The 15,481-nt window shown below is 64.9% G+C and carries 16 protein-coding genes; 6 read left to right on the top strand and 10 right to left on the bottom strand.

Going from position 1 to position 15,481, the window contains the following annotated elements:
- Positions 1-35 precede the first annotated feature (35 nt).
- Positions 36-830 carry a DNA-3-methyladenine glycosylase family protein gene (locus tag DES47_RS02500; RefSeq protein ID WP_166651812.1) on the bottom strand — a complete coding sequence of 265 codons (795 nt, stop codon included), beginning with the start codon at positions 828-830 and terminating at the stop codon, positions 36-38.
- Positions 739-2,112: a cysteine--tRNA ligase gene (gene cysS, locus DES47_RS02495; RefSeq protein ID WP_133699069.1), complete on the bottom strand. Its 1,374-nt coding sequence runs from the start codon at positions 2,110-2,112 to the stop codon at positions 739-741. Before cysS ends, DES47_RS02500 begins: the two co-directional genes overlap by 92 nt.
- Before the next feature lie 135 nt (positions 2,113-2,247).
- Here cysS and DES47_RS02490 point away from each other — a divergent pair, with 135 nt between their 5' ends.
- From DES47_RS02490 to DES47_RS02475, 4 genes are read left to right on the top strand one after another with little or no spacing between them, the layout of a single operon-like run.
- Positions 2,248-2,817 (top strand): peptidylprolyl isomerase, encoded by a 570-nt coding sequence (locus DES47_RS02490; protein WP_133699068.1) that lies wholly within the window; start codon positions 2,248-2,250, stop codon positions 2,815-2,817.
- Between the two features lie 3 nt (positions 2,818-2,820).
- A complete protein-coding gene (locus tag DES47_RS02485) occupies positions 2,821-3,324 on the top strand; it encodes a peptidylprolyl isomerase (protein ID WP_133699067.1) in 504 nt (167 codons plus the stop codon).
- Positions 3,311-4,114, top strand: a complete 804-nt coding sequence (locus tag DES47_RS02480; protein WP_208114883.1) for a UDP-2,3-diacylglucosamine diphosphatase — start codon at positions 3,311-3,313, stop codon at positions 4,112-4,114. The genes DES47_RS02485 and DES47_RS02480 overlap by 14 nt, the downstream gene beginning before the upstream one ends.
- On the top strand, positions 4,114-4,896 hold the full coding sequence (locus DES47_RS02475) for a M90 family metallopeptidase (protein ID WP_133699066.1): 783 nt from the start codon (positions 4,114-4,116) through the stop codon (positions 4,894-4,896). Before DES47_RS02480 ends, DES47_RS02475 begins: the two co-directional genes overlap by 1 nt.
- 45 nt (positions 4,897-4,941) lie before the next feature.
- Here the strand turns inward: DES47_RS02475 and clpA are convergent, their stop codons facing one another.
- Together clpA and clpS are read right to left on the bottom strand one after the other, a co-directional pair.
- Complete coding sequence (clpA, locus tag DES47_RS02470) at positions 4,942-7,245, bottom strand: ATP-dependent Clp protease ATP-binding subunit ClpA (RefSeq protein WP_133699065.1); 2,304 nt, start codon at positions 7,243-7,245, stop codon at positions 4,942-4,944.
- On the bottom strand, positions 7,242-7,598 hold the full coding sequence (gene clpS / locus DES47_RS02465) for an ATP-dependent Clp protease adapter ClpS (RefSeq protein ID WP_133699064.1): 357 nt from the start codon (positions 7,596-7,598) through the stop codon (positions 7,242-7,244). Before clpS ends, clpA begins: the two co-directional genes overlap by 4 nt.
- Positions 7,599-7,836: 238 nt before the next feature.
- Between clpS and DES47_RS02460 the strand changes: the two genes are divergently transcribed.
- Positions 7,837-8,061 carry a cold-shock protein gene (locus DES47_RS02460; RefSeq protein ID WP_133699063.1) on the top strand — a complete coding sequence of 75 codons (225 nt, stop codon included), beginning with the start codon at positions 7,837-7,839 and terminating at the stop codon, positions 8,059-8,061.
- Positions 8,062-8,167: 106 nt separating this feature from the next.
- Here DES47_RS02460 and icd read toward each other — a convergent pair whose 3' ends face one another.
- The 4 genes from icd to hemN form a co-directional block, all read right to left on the bottom strand.
- Positions 8,168-9,427: an NADP-dependent isocitrate dehydrogenase gene (gene icd / locus DES47_RS02455; protein ID WP_208114913.1), complete on the bottom strand. Its 1,260-nt coding sequence runs from the start codon at positions 9,425-9,427 to the stop codon at positions 8,168-8,170.
- Positions 9,428-9,438: 11 nt separating this feature from the next.
- Positions 9,439-11,676: an NADP-dependent isocitrate dehydrogenase gene (locus tag DES47_RS02450; protein WP_133699061.1), complete on the bottom strand. Its 2,238-nt coding sequence runs from the start codon at positions 11,674-11,676 to the stop codon at positions 9,439-9,441.
- A 133-nt stretch (positions 11,677-11,809) separates the two neighbouring features.
- Positions 11,810-12,481 (bottom strand): urease accessory protein UreH domain-containing protein, encoded by a 672-nt coding sequence (locus tag DES47_RS02445; protein WP_133699695.1) that lies wholly within the window; start codon positions 12,479-12,481, stop codon positions 11,810-11,812.
- Positions 12,482-12,504: 23 nt separating this feature from the next.
- Positions 12,505-13,923, bottom strand: coding sequence for an oxygen-independent coproporphyrinogen III oxidase (gene hemN, locus DES47_RS02440; RefSeq protein ID WP_133699060.1), 1,419 nt, complete (start codon positions 13,921-13,923; stop codon positions 12,505-12,507).
- 128 nt (positions 13,924-14,051) lie between these two features.
- Between hemN and fnr the strand changes: the two genes are divergently transcribed.
- Positions 14,052-14,885, top strand: coding sequence for a fumarate/nitrate reduction transcriptional regulator Fnr (fnr, locus tag DES47_RS02435; RefSeq protein WP_133699059.1), 834 nt, complete (start codon positions 14,052-14,054; stop codon positions 14,883-14,885).
- On the opposite strand, the gene DES47_RS02430 is transcribed toward fnr, so the two are convergent.
- Both DES47_RS02430 and DES47_RS02425 read right to left on the bottom strand, forming a co-directional pair.
- Positions 14,886-15,179, bottom strand: a complete 294-nt coding sequence (locus DES47_RS02430; protein ID WP_133699058.1) for a hypothetical protein — start codon at positions 15,177-15,179, stop codon at positions 14,886-14,888.
- On the bottom strand, positions 15,176-15,448 hold the full coding sequence (locus DES47_RS02425) for a nitrogen fixation protein FixH (RefSeq protein WP_133699057.1): 273 nt from the start codon (positions 15,446-15,448) through the stop codon (positions 15,176-15,178). The genes DES47_RS02430 and DES47_RS02425 overlap by 4 nt, the downstream gene beginning before the upstream one ends.
- Positions 15,449-15,481 lie beyond the last annotated feature (33 nt).

Here is a 15,481-nt window from a genome sequence, read left to right as displayed (position 1 = left end):
CAGAGATGATGATGGCCGCGGGTCCGGGCCGGAAATCAGGCCCGGGCCGGGGGTAGCGGGTCCAGGCTGCGCCAAATGTACCATGTGGCTACCGAGCGGTAAGGCGCCCAGGCATCCGCGACTTCCCTGGCTTCGGCACGCGAAACCGGCTCGCCGCTGAAGTAGTTCTGGCTGATGCCCTTGATCAGGCCGGGATCATCAAGCGGCATCACATTGGGCCGCATCAGGTAGAAGATCAGGAACATCTCGGCCGTCCAGCGGCCGATGCCGCGAATGGCCACCAGCTCCTCGATGATGGCCTCGTCGTCCATCTGCTGCCACTGCGGCACATGGACGCTGCCGGCCTCGAAATGCTGGGCCAGGTCGCACAGATAGTCGATCTTGCGTGCCGACAGGCCCGCCGCCCGCATCAGCGCAGCGTCCAGGGCCAGCACGGCCGCCGGCGCCACCTGATTGGCCGGGCCGGCCATCAGCGCGAGGAACTTCTCCCACATCGCCTGGGCTGCCGGCACCGAGATCTGCTGGCCGATGATGGAGCGGGCCAGGGTGGTGAAGGCGTCGCCGCGGCTTTCCAGCCGGGCTTCGCCGAACTGCGGAATCAGCTTCTTCATCACCCGGTCGCGTTTGGCCAGGTGGCGGCAGGCCTCGTCCCAGTACAGCGGTGTCACGCCGACGGCAGTGCCGTCGGCGGTCGTGTTTCCAGCGGGCGCGGCGCCCGTCGCAGAGGAGCGCGGCACGTCAGGCCTTGACCCAGCTCGTGCCCTGGGGCGTGTCTTGCAAGGCAATGCCCTGGGCCAGCAGATCCTTGCGGATCTGGTCGGCGCGGGCAAAGTCGCGCGAGGCCTTGGCTGCGGCGCGCTCAGTAATCAGCGCCTCGATGGCGGATTCCTCCACCCCGCTGCCGCCCTGCAGATACTGGCGCGGGGCCTGCTGCAGGATGCCCAGCGTGGCGCCCAGTTGCTTGAGCACCGCCGCATCGGCCAGCGAGCCGGTACGGTTGACCGTGTTGGCCAGCTCGAACAGGGTGGAGATGGCCAGCGGCGTGTTGAAGTCGTCGTCCATCGCGGCACGGAAGGCGGCCGCGGACGGATGGGTCCAGTCCAGCTCGCCGTCAGGAACGTCCAGCCCATCCAGCGCCGTGTACAGCCGGCGCAGCGCATTGCGCGCGTCGTCCAGGTTCACATCGCTGAAGTTGAACGGGCTGCGGTAGTGGGTGCGCAGCATGAAGTAGCGCAGCGTCTCGCCGTCATAGCGTTTCAGCACGTCCTGAATGGTGAAGAAATTACCCAGCGACTTGGACATCTTCTCGTTGTCCACATTCAGGAAGCCGTTGTGCACCCAGAAGTTGACGAAGGGGTGACCCAGCGCGCCCTCGCTCTGCGCGATCTCGTTCTCGTGGTGCGGGAACTGCAGGTCCATGCCGCCGCCGTGGATGTCGAAGCGCTCGCCCAGCAGCGCGCAGGCCATGGCCGAGCATTCGATATGCCAGCCCGGCCGGCCGGCGCCGTAGTTGCTGGGCCATTTGGCGTCGTCGGGCTCGCTGTCCTTGGCGGATTTCCAGAGCACAAAGTCCAGCGGATCGAGCTTGCCGTCATCGACGGCCACCCGCTCGCCGGCGCGCAGATCGTCCAGCGACTTGCCCGACAGCTTGCCGTACCCGGGGAACTTGCGCACCGCGTAGTTCACATCACCATTGCTGGCCTGGTAGGCCAGGCCCTTGCTCTCCAAGGTGCCGATCAGGTCCAGCATCTGGCCGACATAGTCGGTGGCGCGGGGCTCGTGCGTGGGCCGCTCGACGCCCAGGGCGCCGATGTCGCGGTGCATGGCGGCAATCATCTCGTCGGTCAGCGCACGGATGCTGATGCCGCGCTCGACGGCCCGCTTGATGATCTTGTCCTCGATGTCGGTGATGTTGCGCACATAGGTCACCCGGTAACCCGAGCTTTTCAGCCAGCGCTGCACCACATCGAAGGCCATCATCATGCGGGCGTGGCCCACATGACAGAGGTCGTAAATCGTCATGCCGCAGACGTACATGCGCACATGGCCGGGTTCGATCGGGGTGAAGGGCTCGACCGCGCGGGTCAGCGAGTTGTAGATGCGCAAAGACATGGGGGCAGATTCGTGGTGCAAAAATCAGTATACCGGGTGAGGCCGGCGCCACTGGGCGACAATAGCGCCCGCCTGCTGGACGGCACCGTCGTCCGCAGGCCCGCTTCAGACCCTCAACCGGAACGCTGTGACGCCATGATCTCTCCCGTCCGAATTACCTCCGTTCTCGCCGCGGCGGCCGCCCTGCTGCTGGCCCAAGGCGCAGCGGCACAGACCGTCAAGCTCGCCACCAATCTGGGCGACATCCGCATCGAACTCGACGCCGAGAAGGCGCCCAAGTCGGTCGCCAACTTCCTGCAATACGTGAAATCCGGCCATTACAACGGCACGATCTTCCACCGCGTGATCCCGACCTTCATGATCCAGGGCGGTGGCTTCACCAAGGACCTGAAGCAAAAGCCCACCCAGCCGCCGATACCGCTGGAGAGCCGCAACGGCCTGAGCAATGTGGTCGGCACGGTGGCGATGGCGCGCACCGGCGACCCCAACTCGGCAACCGCACAGTTCTTCATCAATGTGGTGGACAACCCCTTCCTCGACGCCGCCAACGCCCGTGATGGCAATGGCTATGCCGTGTTCGGCAAGGTCGTCGCCGGCATGGACGTCGTCGAGAAGATCAAGGCCCTGCCCACCGCCCCCATGCAGATGCACGAGAACATGCCCGTGCAAGCCGTCATCATCAACAAAGCCACTGTGGAGAAGTAAACCATGACCAAGACCGTAGAACTGCAAACCAACCACGGCGCGATCCGCCTTGAGCTCGACGATGCCAAGGCGCCCATCACCGTCGCCAACTTCCTGTCCTATGTGGCCAAGGGCCACTACGACGGCACGGTGTTCCACCGCGTCATCAAGGGCTTCATGGTCCAGGGCGGCGGCTTCGAACCCGGCATGAAGCAAAAGCCGACCGACGCGACGATACAGAACGAGGCCAACAACGGCCTGACCAATGACCACTACACGGTGGCCATGGCCCGCACCAGCGCCCCGCACTCGGCCAGCGCCCAGTTCTTCATCAACACCACCGACAACGGCTTCCTGAACTTCAAGTCCGAGAGCCCCTCGGGCTGGGGCTATGCCGTGTTCGGCAAGGTCGTTGCCGGCAAGGAAGTCGTTGACGCGATGGAGCGTGTCAAGACCGGCCGCAACGGCGGCCACGACGATGTGCCGCTGGAAGACGTGGTGATTCAGCGCGCCGTTGAAATCAGCTGATCGCGCTGCGGGGGGCAGCACGCTGCCCCTCTTCGACGAACTCCCGGCCGCGCCCGGATGGACGCAGATCGACCTGCTGTCCGATCTGCATCTGGCGCCCGACACGCCCGCCACCCTGGCAGCGCTGGAGCGCCATCTGCGCGACACCCCGGCACAGGCGGTCTTCCTGCTCGGCGACATCTTCGAGGTCTGGGTCGGTGACGACGCGCGCTTCGATGGTTTCGAAGCGCAGTGCACCGCGCTGCTGCGCCAGGCCGCCCAGCGGCTGACGCTGTTCTTCATGCCCGGCAATCGCGACTTTCTGGTCGGCCCTGCTTTGCTTGCAGACGTCGGCATGCAGGGCCTGAGCGATCCGACGGTGCTGATCGCCTATGGCCAACGCATGCTGCTCAGCCACGGCGACGCGCTGTGCCTGGACGATGCCGACTACCAGCGCTTTCGCGCCGAGGTCCGTGGCGGAGCCTGGCAGACGGCCTTTCTTGCCAAGCCGCTGATTGAGCGCAAGGCGATCGCGCGCGGCCTGCGCACCCAGAGCGAAGACCGCAAACGCGGGCAGATGCCCAGCGACTGGTCGGATCTCGACGCCGCCGCCTGCCTGGACTGGCTGGCCCATGCCGGTGCGGACCTGCTGATCCATGGCCACACGCACCGTCCTGCCACCCATGCGCTGGCCGCCGGCAAGCATCGCGTGGTGCTCAGCGACTGGGATCTCGACGGTCAGCATGGCCCGGCCCGCGCCGAGGTGCTGCGCCTCAGCGCCACCGGCCTGCAACGCTTGTCGCTGGTCTGATGCGTCTGACTCAGCGTTGGCGCGCCTGGCGCGAGTCTCGGCTGCTGCAACGGCGGGCGATCCCCGACCCGTTGTGGCGGCTGACGCTGGCCCGCTACCCCTTTCTGCAACTGGACCACTCTGACGACCAGGCCCAGTTGCGCCGCCTGGCTACGCTGTTCCTGGCCGAGAAGGAGTTCCACGGCATCGCCGGCTTCGAGGTCAGCGATGAGGTCGCCGTGGCCGTCGCCGCCCAGGCCTGCCTGCTGGTCCTGCACCTGGGCCTGCAGCGCTACGGCGGCTTCGTCGGCATCGTCATGCACGCCGACCAGGTGCTGGCCAAGCGCGAGGTGATGGATGAGGACGGCCTGGTCCACGAGTACGAGGAGGAGCTGTCCGGCGAGGCCATGGAGGGCGGCCCGCTGATGCTGTCCTGGGCCGATGTCGAGCGGGCCGGCCTGGACGGTGGCCCGGCCTACAACGTCGTCATGCACGAGTTCGCACATGTGCTGGACATGGCCGACGGCTTGGCCAATGGCGTGCCGCCGCAGTCCAGCACTGCTGCGCGGGCGGCTTGGATCACGACCATGGAGGCGGAGTACCAGCGCTTCTGCGATCTGCTTGACGCCGGCCATGAAACCGCCATCGACCCCTATGGCAGCGAGGGGCCGGAGGAGTTCTTCGCCGTTGCCGTCGAGGCCTTCTTCGTCACGCCGGCGGCACTCTTGGCCGATCACCCGGGCCTCTACGCGCTGCTGGCCGGCTACTTCAGGCAGGACCCGGCGACGCGGCAGCGGCCATGAAAAAAGGGCCCCGAAGGGCCCCTGCTCATCATTCAGCAACTCTGATCAAGCCGTCGCCGGCTCGGCCTTGGGCTTGTCGCGACGCGTCGGCTGGATGTCCAGCACGGTCTTGCCCTCCTCGTCCACATCGACGCCGAGACGTCCACCATCGACCAGGCGACCGAACAGCAGCTCGTCGGCCAGGGCCCGGCGTATCGTGTCCTGGATCAGGCGCTGCATGGGTCGCGCACCCATCAGCGGATCGAAGCCCTTCTTGCCCAGGTGCTTGCGCAGGGCGTCGCTGAAGGTGACCTCGACCTTCTTTTCGGTCAGCTGGCCTTCGAGCTGCAGCAGGAACTTGTCGACCACGCGCAGGATGATGTCTTCGTCGAGCGCACGGAAGGACACGATGGCGTCCAAGCGGTTGCGGAACTCGGGCGTGAACAGGCGCTTGATGTCGGCCATCTCGTCACCCTGCTCGCGCGAGTTGGTGAAGCCTATGTTCGACTTGCCCAGCGCCTCGGCACCCGCATTGGTCGTCATGATGATGATGACGTTGCGGAAGTCGGCCTTACGCCCGTTGTTGTCGGTCAGCGTGCCATGGTCCATCACCTGCAGCAGCACATTGAAGACGTCCGGGTGAGCTTTCTCGATCTCGTCGAGCAGGAGCACTGCATGCGGCTTCTTCGTCACTGCCTCGGTCAGCAAACCACCCTGGTCAAACCCGACATAACCCGGAGGTGCGCCGATCAGGCGGCTGACCGCGTGGCGCTCCATGTACTCGCTCATGTCGAAGCGCACCAACTCGATGCCGAGGATATAGGCCAGCTGCTTGGCGACTTCCGTCTTGCCCACGCCCGTCGGGCCGCTGAACAGGAAGGAGCCGATAGGCTTGTCCGGCTTGCCCAGGCCCGAGCGCGCCATCTTGATGGCGGCAGCCAGGGCCTCGATGGCCGGTTCCTGGCCGAACACGACGCTGTTCAGGTCGCGGTCCAGGTTCTTCAGCTTGCTGCGGTCGTCGTTGGACACGCTGGCCGGCGGGATGCGCGCGATCTTGGCGACGATCTCCTCGACCTCGGTGCGGGTGATGGTCTTCTTCTGCTTGCTCTTGGGCAGGATGCGCTGGGCTGCGCCGGCCTCGTCGATGACATCGATCGCCTTGTCAGGCAGATGGCGGTCATTGATGAACTTGGCCGACAGCTCGGCGGCGGCCTGCAGGGCACCCAGCGCGTACTTGACGCTGTGGTGCTCCTCGAAGCGCGACTTCAGGCCCTTCAGGATCTCGATGGTCTGCTCGACGGACGGCTCGACCACGTCGATCTTCTGGAAGCGGCGGGACAGCGCCGCATCCTTCTCGAAGATGCCGCGGTATTCGCTGAAGGTCGTGGCGCCGATGCACTTCATCGCGCCGGAGCTGAGCGCCGGCTTGAGCAGATTGCTGGCGTCCAGCGTGCCGCCCGAGGCCGCACCGGCACCAATCAAGGTATGGATCTCGTCGATGAACAGGATGGCGTTGGGCTGATCCTTCAGGTTCTTCAACACGCCCTTGAGGCGCTGCTCGAAGTCGCCGCGGTACTTGGTACCGGCCAGCAGCGCACCCATGTCCAGCGAGTAGACGGTGCATTCGGCCAGCACGTCGGGAACGTCGCCCTCGGTGATGCGCCAGGCCAGGCCCTCGGCGATGGCCGTCTTGCCCACGCCGGCTTCGCCGACCAGCAGCGGGTTGTTCTTGCGGCGGCGGCACAGCACCTGCACGACGCGCTCGACCTCATGCTCGCGGCCGATCAGCGGATCAATCTTGCCGTCCTTGGCCAGCTGGTTCAGGTTCTGCGTGAACTGCTCCAGCGGCGAACCCTTGCCGCCGTCGGCCTCTTCGCGCTCGCCCTCATTGCCGCCCTGGCCTTCCGGACCCTTGGCAGGCTCCGGTGGTTCGGACTTCTTGATGCCGTGGGCGATGTAGTTCACCACGTCCAGTCGGGTCACGCCCTGCTGGTGCAGGTAATAGACGGCGTGCGAGTCCTTCTCGCCGAAGATCGCCACCAGCACATTGGCGCCGGTGACTTCCTTCTTGCCGCTGCCGGTGGACTGCACATGCATGATCGCGCGCTGAATCACCCGCTGGAAGCCCAGCGTGGGCTGCGTGTCCACCTCGTCCGCGCCACCGACGGTGGGCGTGTTTTCCTTGATGAACTGCGACAGGCTCTTGCGCAGGTCATCGATATTGGCCGAGCAGGCGCGCAGCACCTCTGCGGCCGAAGGGTTGTCCAATAGCGCCATCAACAGGTGTTCCACCGTGATGAACTCATGTCGCTGTTGGCGAGCTTCTACAAACGCCATGTGCAGGCTGACTTCAAGCTCTTGCGCAATCATGCGGCCTCCATAATGCACTGCAGGGGATGACCGGCACGCCGGGCGGCGGCCAGTACCAATTCCACCTTGGTCGCGGCCAGGTCCTTGGTGAAAACACCGCAGACTCCGCGCCCCTCGTGGTGGATCTTCAACATGATCAGAGTCGCCGCTTCAAGGTCATGCTTGAAATACTCTTGCAAGACCATGATGACGAACTCCATGGGGGTGTAATCGTCGTTCAGCATCACGACTTGATAGAGCCGCGGAGGTTCCGTTTTAAGGGTCTCGCGCTCGGCCACAGTCGCTCCACCCGCGTCGTCGCGGCGTGGATCCTGGCCCGGTGGACCAGGAGGCTGGGTAGGTTCGTCAGGCATGAAATGATTCTATCGAGTTGAGCCCGACACAGCGGGCCTTCCAACGCCATGTTGTGCCAAGTGTGACACTCTGCAATCCCCGAGTTGAGGAATTTAGTGGCCGCATTTCGCGCCCTCGTTCTCTTTTGCCAATTTTGGCTTGCCAAGCACCTGGGAAACCTCTAGCTGTACACCCGCCCAGCGGGGTTTGAAAATCTCTGCCTACGGTGCCACAAGACACCGGGATGGAGAAGACAAAATGGCCAACGGGACAGTCAAGTGGTTTAACGATGCCAAGGGATTTGGTTTCATTGAACCCGAAGAAGGTGGGGACGATGTATTCGCACATTTCTCCGCCATTCAAATGGAGGGCTTTCGCACCCTCCGCCAGGGAAGCCGGGTGAGTTTCGAGGTCGTGCAGGGCCCCAAAGGCCAGCTCGCCCAGAATATTCTCGCGGTCGAGCCGCAGCCCGCAGCACACTGACACCCGCTCGCCAAGGCGAGCACCAGTCCGCTGAGTATGCTGAGAAGTAGAAAGGCCCGCTGAACGCGGGCCTTTGGTGCTTGCCATGCCCGTCACCGGGCCTGCGTCACATCTGGTCGATCATCACCTGTCCGAAGCCGGAGCAGGACACCTGCGTCGCACCGTCCATCAGACGGGCGAAGTCATAGGTGACCTTCTTGCTGGCAATCGCCGCCTCGAGTGAGCGGATGATCAGGTCAGCCGCTGCCGTCCAGCCCATGTGGCGCAGCATCATCTCGGCCGAGAGGATCTCGCTGCCCGGATTCACATAGTCCTTGCCGGCGTACTTGGGCGCCGTGCCGTGCGTGGCCTCGAAGCAGGCCACCGAGTCCGACATATTGGCTCCCGGGGCGATGCCTATGCCGCCGACCTGAGCGGCCAGCGCGTCGGAGATGTAGTCGCCGTTCAGGTTCAGGGTGGCCACCACCGAGTACTCGGCCGGGCGCAGGAGTATCTGCTGCAGGAAGGCGTCGGCGATCGAATCCTTGATGGTGATGCCCTTGCCCGTCTTCGGGTTCGTCAGCTTGCACCAGGGGCCGCCGTCTACCGGCAAGGCGCCGAATTCCTTCTGCGCCAGCGCGTAGGCCCAGTCGCGGAAGGCCCCTTCGGTGTACTTCATGATGTTGCCCTTGTGCACGATGGTCACGCTGGGCTTGTCATTGTCGATCGCGTACTGGATGGCCTTGCGCACCAGGCGCTCCGTACCTTCGCGCGAGACGGGCTTGATGCCTATACCTGAGGTGTTCGGGAAGCGGATCTTCTTGACCCCCATCTCGTCTTGCAGGAACTTGATCAGCTTCCTGGCCTTGTCGCTCTCCGCCTCGTATTCGATGCCGGCATAGATGTCTTCCGAGTTCTCGCGGAAGATGACCATATTGGTCTTCTCGGGCTCCTTCAGCGGCGAGGGCACGCCCTTGAAGTACTGCACCGGGCGCAGGCAGACGTAGAGGTCGAGTTCCTGCCGCAGCGCCACGTTCAGCGAGCGTATGCCGCCGCCCACCGGCGTGGTCAGCGGCCCCTTGATCGAGACCACGTACTCGCGCAAGACCGCCAGGGTTTCTTCGGGCAACCAGACGTCCGGACCATAGACCCGGGTGGCCTTCTCGCCGGCATAGACCTCCATCCAGTGGATCTTCTTCTTGCCGGCATAGGCCTTGGCCACCGCAGCGTCGACCACCTTGAGCATGACCGGCGTGATGTCCATGCCGGTGCCGTCACCTTCGATGTACGGAACGATGGGCTCGTCCGGCACATTGAGCGACATGTCGGCATTGACGGTGATCTTGGCACCCTGGTCAGGAATCGTGATGTGCTGATACATGTACAGGAGTCTCCGAATCAGCCAGCAACCGTCGCCAGCGCGGCATTGAATGTCGCGCTCGGCCGCATCACGGCTTCCAGCTTGGCCATGTCGGGCATGTAGTAGCCACCGATGTCCACCGGCTTGCCCTGCACGGCCGCCAGCTCGGCCACGATGGTGCTCTCCTGATCGGCCAGCGCCTTGGCCAGCGGGGCGAACCTGGCCGCCAGCTCGGCGTCCTCGCTCTGCGCGGCCAGGGCCTGGGCCCAGTACAGGGCCAGGTAGAACTGGCTGCCGCGGTTGTCGAGCTGTCCGGTCTTGGGGCTGGGGTTCTTGTTGTTGTCCAGCAGCTGGCCGGTGGCCGCATCCAGCGTCTTGGCCAGCAGCTTGGCCTTGGCGTTGTTGTTCTTCAGACCCAGGTCTTCCAGGCTGACGGCCAGGGCCAGGAATTCACCCAGCGAGTCCCAACGCAGATGGTTCTCTTCCACCAGCTGCTGCACATGCTTGGGCGCCGAGCCGCCGGCACCGGTCTCGTACATGCCGCCGCCGGCCATCAAGGGCACGATGGACAACATCTTGGCCGAGGTGCCCAGCTCCATGATGGGGAACAGATCGGTCAGGTAGTCGCGCAGGATGTTGCCGGTGGCACTGATGGTGTCCAGGCCGCGTATCACCCGCTCCAAGGTGTAGCGCATGGCGCGCACCTGGCTCATGATCTGGATATCCAGGCCGGAAGTATTGTGCTCGTGCAGGTACATCTTGACCTTGGTGATCAGCTGCGCCTCGTGCGGGCGGTACTGGTCCAGCCAGAAAACCACCGGCATGCCGGAATTGCGTGCACGGTTGACGGCCAACTTGACCCAGTCGCGGATGGCGGCGTCCTTGCACTGGCACATGCGCCAGATATCGCCCTGCTCCACCTCCTGACTCATCAGCACCTCGCCGGAGTCCAGGTCGGTGATATTGGCCACGCCGTCTTCAGCAATCTCGAAGGTCTTGTCGTGCGAGCCGTATTCCTCGGCCTGCTGGGCCATCAGGCCGACATTGGGCACGGTGCCCATGGTCTTGGGGTCGAAGGCGCCATGCCACTTGCAGAAGTTGATGATCTCCTGGTAAATGCGGGCGAAGGTCGATTCGGGCATCACGGCCTTGACGTCCTTCAGGCGGCCATCGGCGCCCCACATCTTGCCGCCGTTGCGAATCATCGCCGGCATCGAGGCATCGACGATGATGTCGTTGGGCGAGTGGAAGTTGGTGATGCCCTTGGCCGAATCGACCATGGCCAGCTCGGGGCGGTGCTCGTGGCAGGCGTGCAGGTCGCGCTTGATCTCGTCCTGCTTGCTCTGCGGCAGGGTGGCGATCTTATTGTACAGATCGACCATGCCGTTGTTGACGTTGATGCCCAGCTCCTCGAACAGCTTGCCGTGCTTCTCGAAGGCCTCGCGGTAGAAGATCTTGACGCAGTGACCGAAGACGATGGGGTGCGATACCTTCATCATCGTGGCCTTGACGTGCAGCGAGAACATCACACCGGTCTTGTGCGCATCCTCGATCTCGCGCTCATAGAAGTCCAGCAGAGCCTTCTTGCTCATGAACATGCTGTCGACCACCTCGCGGTCCAGCAGCGCCACCTTGGGCTTGAGCACGATGGTCTTGCCGCTCTTGGTGATCAGCTCCATCTTGACGTTGCGCGCGCGGTCCAGCGTCATCGACTTTTCGCCGTGATAGAAGTCGCCACTGTGCATGTGCGAGACATGCGAGCGCGAGGCCTGGCTCCAGTCGGCCATGCTGTGCGGGTTCTTGCGCGCGTATTCCTTGACGGCCTTGGGCGCGCGGCGGTCGGAGTTGCCCTCGCGCAGCACCGGGTTCACCGCGCTGCCGGTGCACTTGCCGTAGCGCGCACGCAGTTCCTTCTCTTCGTCGGTCTTCGGGCTCTCGGGGTAGTCGGGGATGGCGTAACCCTTGTCCTGCAACTCCTTGATGGCCGACTTCAGCTGTGCCACCGACGCGCTGATATTGGGCAGCTTGATGATGTTGGCCTCGGGCTTCAAGGTCAGCTTGCCCAGTGCGGCCAGATCATCGGACACGCGCTGCGCTTCGGTCAGGCATTCCGGGAACTGCCCCAGGATGCGGCCGGCCACGGAGATGTCGCGGGTCTCGACGTGAACGCCCGCAGGCGCCGTGAAGGCGCGGACGATGGGCAGGAACGACGCGGTCGCCAACAGCGGCGCCTCGTCGGTCAGGGTGTAGATGATGGTCGGTTGGGAAGTAGTCATGTTGTGTCCAGATCGGCCCATCCATCAGGCGCAAGGGGTGAAACAATTAGAGCGGCGATTCTAAGTCAGCCGCGCCGGATGCGGATCTCAGTCTTATATAAGTCTTGGCGAAGTTCGGCATGCGCCCGGCTACTCAGAAAGCTCGGGAGCAGAACGCGGCGATCTGCGCCCAAACCCCGTGGCCCAGCGCCCAGGTCGAGCTGAGCACCAGGGCCAGGCCGGCCAGCCGTATGGCCCAGACCATGCCCAGTTCGGCGTCCTTGACGCCCAGCAGGCGCCACAGCAGGGCCGGGCCGAGCAGCAGTCCGAGGCTGGAGGTCAGGGCAAAGCCTGACATCACCGCGGCGCCCCAGGCGGGGGTGGAGGCCAGCGCGGCCAGCACCAGGGCCGATTGCAGCAGGCCGCAGGGCCAGGCGATCCAGGCCAGGCCGGCCGCGCCGCTGCGCAGCGGCGCCGAGCGGGGCATCCAGCGCACGGTGGCCAGGCCACCTGTCGCTACGCTGCCAGGGGCCAGCTGCTGACCCACACCCATCATCCAGGCCGGCTGGCGGCCGCGCCACATCAGGCTCAGGCCCAGCAGCAGCACAGCCATGTGCAACAGCACCCAGAACGGCCGCAACGCGGCGCTGGCCTGGGCCAGCTGCGCCATGGCGCCGACGCTGGCGGCCGCGACCGCGCCGCCCAGCGCATAGCTGAGCAGGCGCCCGACGTGAAAGGACAGGCGAGCAGGCGCCCGCCCCTGCGTGACGCCCGCGCAGGCGGCTCCGCACATGGCGGCGCAATGCGGCGACCCGGCCAGGCCCATCAACAGGGCGGAGCCGAGCAGGCTCAGATGATCCGTGAGAAGCGCTCCCGATTGCGATCGGCCTGCAGGGCGCGATCAAACACCATGGCCACGGCGCGCACAAAATACCAGCCCATGGCCGTGACCTGTATCGCCCTCGGCTCCAGGGTGACCAGGCCCAATTCTGCCAAATCGCGGAGTTGCTCGAGTTCGGCCGCGAAGTACTGATCCATCTTCAGCAGATGGGCCAGCTCGATCGACTCGTACTCCACCCTGCCCTGGCACATCAGCGCCATGATGACGGCCCGGCGCACCAGGTCGTCACGGCTCAGGGCCAGGCCGCGCACCACCGGCAGCTGGCCCTGGCGCAGCGCGTCGTAGTACTCGGGCAGGGTCTTGGCATTCTGGCTGTAGCTGGCGCCGATGCGGCCGATGGACGACACACCCAGGCCGATCAGGTCGCAATCGGCCTGGGTGCTGTAGCCCTGGAAGTTGCGCTGCAGCCGGCCCTGGCGCTTGGCCACGGCCAGCGAGTCGGTGGACAGGGCGAAGTGATCCATGCCGATATAGCTGTAGCCATGCGACAGGAAACCGCTGATCGCACCCGACAGCATGGTCAGCTTGTCGCTGGCCGGCGGCAGGCTGGCGCCGTCGATACGGCGCTGCGGCTTGAAGCGCTGCGGCAGATGGGCGTAGCCGTACAGCGCGATGCGGTCGGGCCGCAAGGCGGCAACCTGGTTCACCGTGCGGGCGAAGGACTCCGGCGTCTGCAGCGGCAGGCCATAGATCAGGTCCACATTCAGCGACTCGAAGCCCAGCGCGCGGGCCTCGACCATCAGCATTTCGACGCTCTCATAGCTCTGCTGGCGGTGCACGGCCTTCTGCACCGCAGGGTCGAAGTCCTGCACGCCAAAGCTCAGCCGGTTGAAACCCAGTTCGCGCAGATGTTTCAGGCGCTCCTTGGTCACCGTGCGCGGGTCGACCTCGATCGAGGCCTCGATGCCGGGCTGGAACTTGAAGCAGGCGCGCAGATCGTCCATCAGGCGGCTCAGCTCGGCGTCGCTCAGGAAGGTCGGCGATCCGCCGCCCAGATGCAGCTGCGAGATGGCCGGCGGGCGCTTGAGCTCGGCCAGGGTCAGATCCATCTCTGTGCGCAGCGCGTCCAGATACTCGCCGGCCCGCTCATGGTGCTTGGTGATGACCTTGTTGCAGGCGCAGTAGTAGCAGACCGATTCGCAGAACGGTATGTGCACATAGACCGACATCGGCGCCACGCCGCCGACCATCGCCCCGGTGGCGCGCTGGGCCAGCACCTGGCGGTACTGCGGCTCGGCAAAGGCCTCGACGAAGCGGTCGGCGGTCGGGTAGGAGGTGTAGCGCGGGCCGGGTACATCGAAGCGGCGCAGCGCCTCCTCGGTGATCAGCTCGGGACCCAGCTCAAGGGTCGACAAAGCACTTTGCATGGTAGAGGTGGGGGGGGTGGCAAGCATGATGGCCGTACTCTGCCTACGGGACCGGCCAGCCCCATTGACCTGCATCAAGAAGCGATAGCGGGCTTGGGCCAACAATGCGCAAAGCCTTGAGGAACATCATGTTCAATACGTCCCCTGCCCCCCATGCCGCCCGCGAATCCAGTGACGCCGGTGACGGTCCCTGCGCCGTACAGCGCTTTGCGCGAGTGAACCCCGTCGTGCCGGGGCATGTGCACATCCAGGCAGAGCCGTTCAAGGTCGCCTGCTCCAGCTGCAATCTGCGCGAACTGTGCCTGCCTGTCGGCTTGAACAAGACCGACCTGGACCAGCTCGATACCCTGGTCGAGACGCGCCGCTCGGTGGCCCGCGGCGAGACCCTGTTCCGCACCGGCGACAGCTTCCAGTCGCTGTATGCGGTGCGCACCGGCTTCTTCAAGACCTGCGTCTCATCCGAGGACGGGCGAGATCAGGTAACCGGCTTCCAGATGGCCGGCGAGTTGCTGGGCCTGGACGGCATCAGCACCGAACGCCATGCCTGTGACGCGGTCGCCCTGGAGGACTCGCAGGTCTGCGTGATCCCCTATGAGCAGCTTGAGTCGCTGTCGCGCGAGTTCGGCGATCTGCAGCGCCAGTTCCACAAGATCATGAGCCGCGAGATCGTGCGCGACCATGGGGTGATGCTGCTGCTGGGCAGCATGCGCGCCGAGGAGCGCCTGGCCGCCTTTCTGCTGAACCTGACCCAGCGCCTGCAGGCCCGAGGCTTCTCGGCCTCCAGCCTGGTGCTGCGCATGACGCGCGAGGAAATCGGCAGCTATCTGGGCCTCAAGCTGGAGACGGTGAGCCGCGCGTTCTCGAAATTCCAGGAACAGGGGCTGCTGGAGGTGAAGCAGCGGCAGATCCGCATCCTTGATCAGGCGGGGCTGCAGGCGCTCGTCAACAGCAGCCCGAGCTGATCAATACGGCCATCGCTTGGCCACTGCATTCGGCGACTCCCCTGGCGGCGTTGTCATCAACAGCGCCGTCAGCGCGCCGGCCAAGCTGATCACCACCCAGAACACGAAGAAGGCCAGGCTGTAAATGGCCTGGTGGCTCAGCTCCATGCTGGCGCCGCCGAACCAGTGCAGATCGGCCGGGTCCACGCAGGCAAATACCAGCATCTCAAGCACACCGGCCATCAGGAACGAGGGCCAGACGATGCTCAGGGCCCAGCGCCCCACCCCCGGCGAAGAGACTTGGGGCTCGCTCATTGACCACCCGTGGCAGCGTGGTTGCGGGCCTTCATTGCCGGTGCCAGTGCCGCACCGGGCGCCTTCGCTTCAACGGCCGTCTGCACCGAATCGGCCCCCTGGCCTCTATCCTCGATCACCGCATCCGGAAACTTCAGGGCCAGCCCCAGCGTGACGAAGCTGGCCACCACGACGATGCTCGGCCCGCCCACCACCAACCACATCGTCGGCTCCTTCCACCAGGGCTGCTTGCGGCCATCGACCGGGGTCTTCGAGGCTTGTTGTGACATGCTCTGCTCCTGAAATTTGCTTGAGCTGCGCGA

It is taken from the genome of Roseateles toxinivorans (assembly GCF_004362525.1).
GTDB classification, from domain to species: Bacteria; Pseudomonadota; Gammaproteobacteria; order Burkholderiales; family Burkholderiaceae_C; genus Paucibacter; species Paucibacter toxinivorans.
The sequence above is the reverse complement of the archived record's forward strand: the minus strand, read 5'-3'. Positions and strand labels throughout refer to the sequence as shown.

Coding starts and splice junctions, on each gene's coding strand:
- cysS (WP_133699069.1), bottom strand. CDS start 2,112: ATGTCTTTGCGCATCTACAACTCGCTGACCCGCGCGGTCGAGCCCTTC.
- DES47_RS02490 (WP_133699068.1), top strand. CDS start 2,248: ATGATCTCTCCCGTCCGAATTACCTCCGTTCTCGCCGCGGCGGCCGCC.
- DES47_RS02485 (WP_133699067.1), top strand. CDS start 2,821: ATGACCAAGACCGTAGAACTGCAAACCAACCACGGCGCGATCCGCCTT.
- DES47_RS02475 (WP_133699066.1), top strand. CDS start 4,114: ATGCGTCTGACTCAGCGTTGGCGCGCCTGGCGCGAGTCTCGGCTGCTG.
- clpA (WP_133699065.1), bottom strand. CDS start 7,245: ATGATTGCGCAAGAGCTTGAAGTCAGCCTGCACATGGCGTTTGTAGAA.
- clpS (WP_133699064.1), bottom strand. CDS start 7,598: ATGCCTGACGAACCTACCCAGCCTCCTGGTCCACCGGGCCAGGATCCA.
- DES47_RS02460 (WP_133699063.1), top strand. CDS start 7,837: ATGGCCAACGGGACAGTCAAGTGGTTTAACGATGCCAAGGGATTTGGT.
- DES47_RS02450 (WP_133699061.1), bottom strand. CDS start 11,676: ATGACTACTTCCCAACCGACCATCATCTACACCCTGACCGACGAGGCG.
- DES47_RS02445 (WP_133699695.1), bottom strand. CDS start 12,481: ATGGGCCTGGCCGGGTCGCCGCATTGCGCCGCCATGTGCGGAGCCGCC.
- hemN (WP_133699060.1), bottom strand. CDS start 13,923: ATGCAAAGTGCTTTGTCGACCCTTGAGCTGGGTCCCGAGCTGATCACC.
- fnr (WP_133699059.1), top strand. CDS start 14,052: ATGTTCAATACGTCCCCTGCCCCCCATGCCGCCCGCGAATCCAGTGAC.
- DES47_RS02430 (WP_133699058.1), bottom strand. CDS start 15,179: ATGAGCGAGCCCCAAGTCTCTTCGCCGGGGGTGGGGCGCTGGGCCCTG.
- DES47_RS02425 (WP_133699057.1), bottom strand. CDS start 15,448: ATGTCACAACAAGCCTCGAAGACCCCGGTCGATGGCCGCAAGCAGCCC.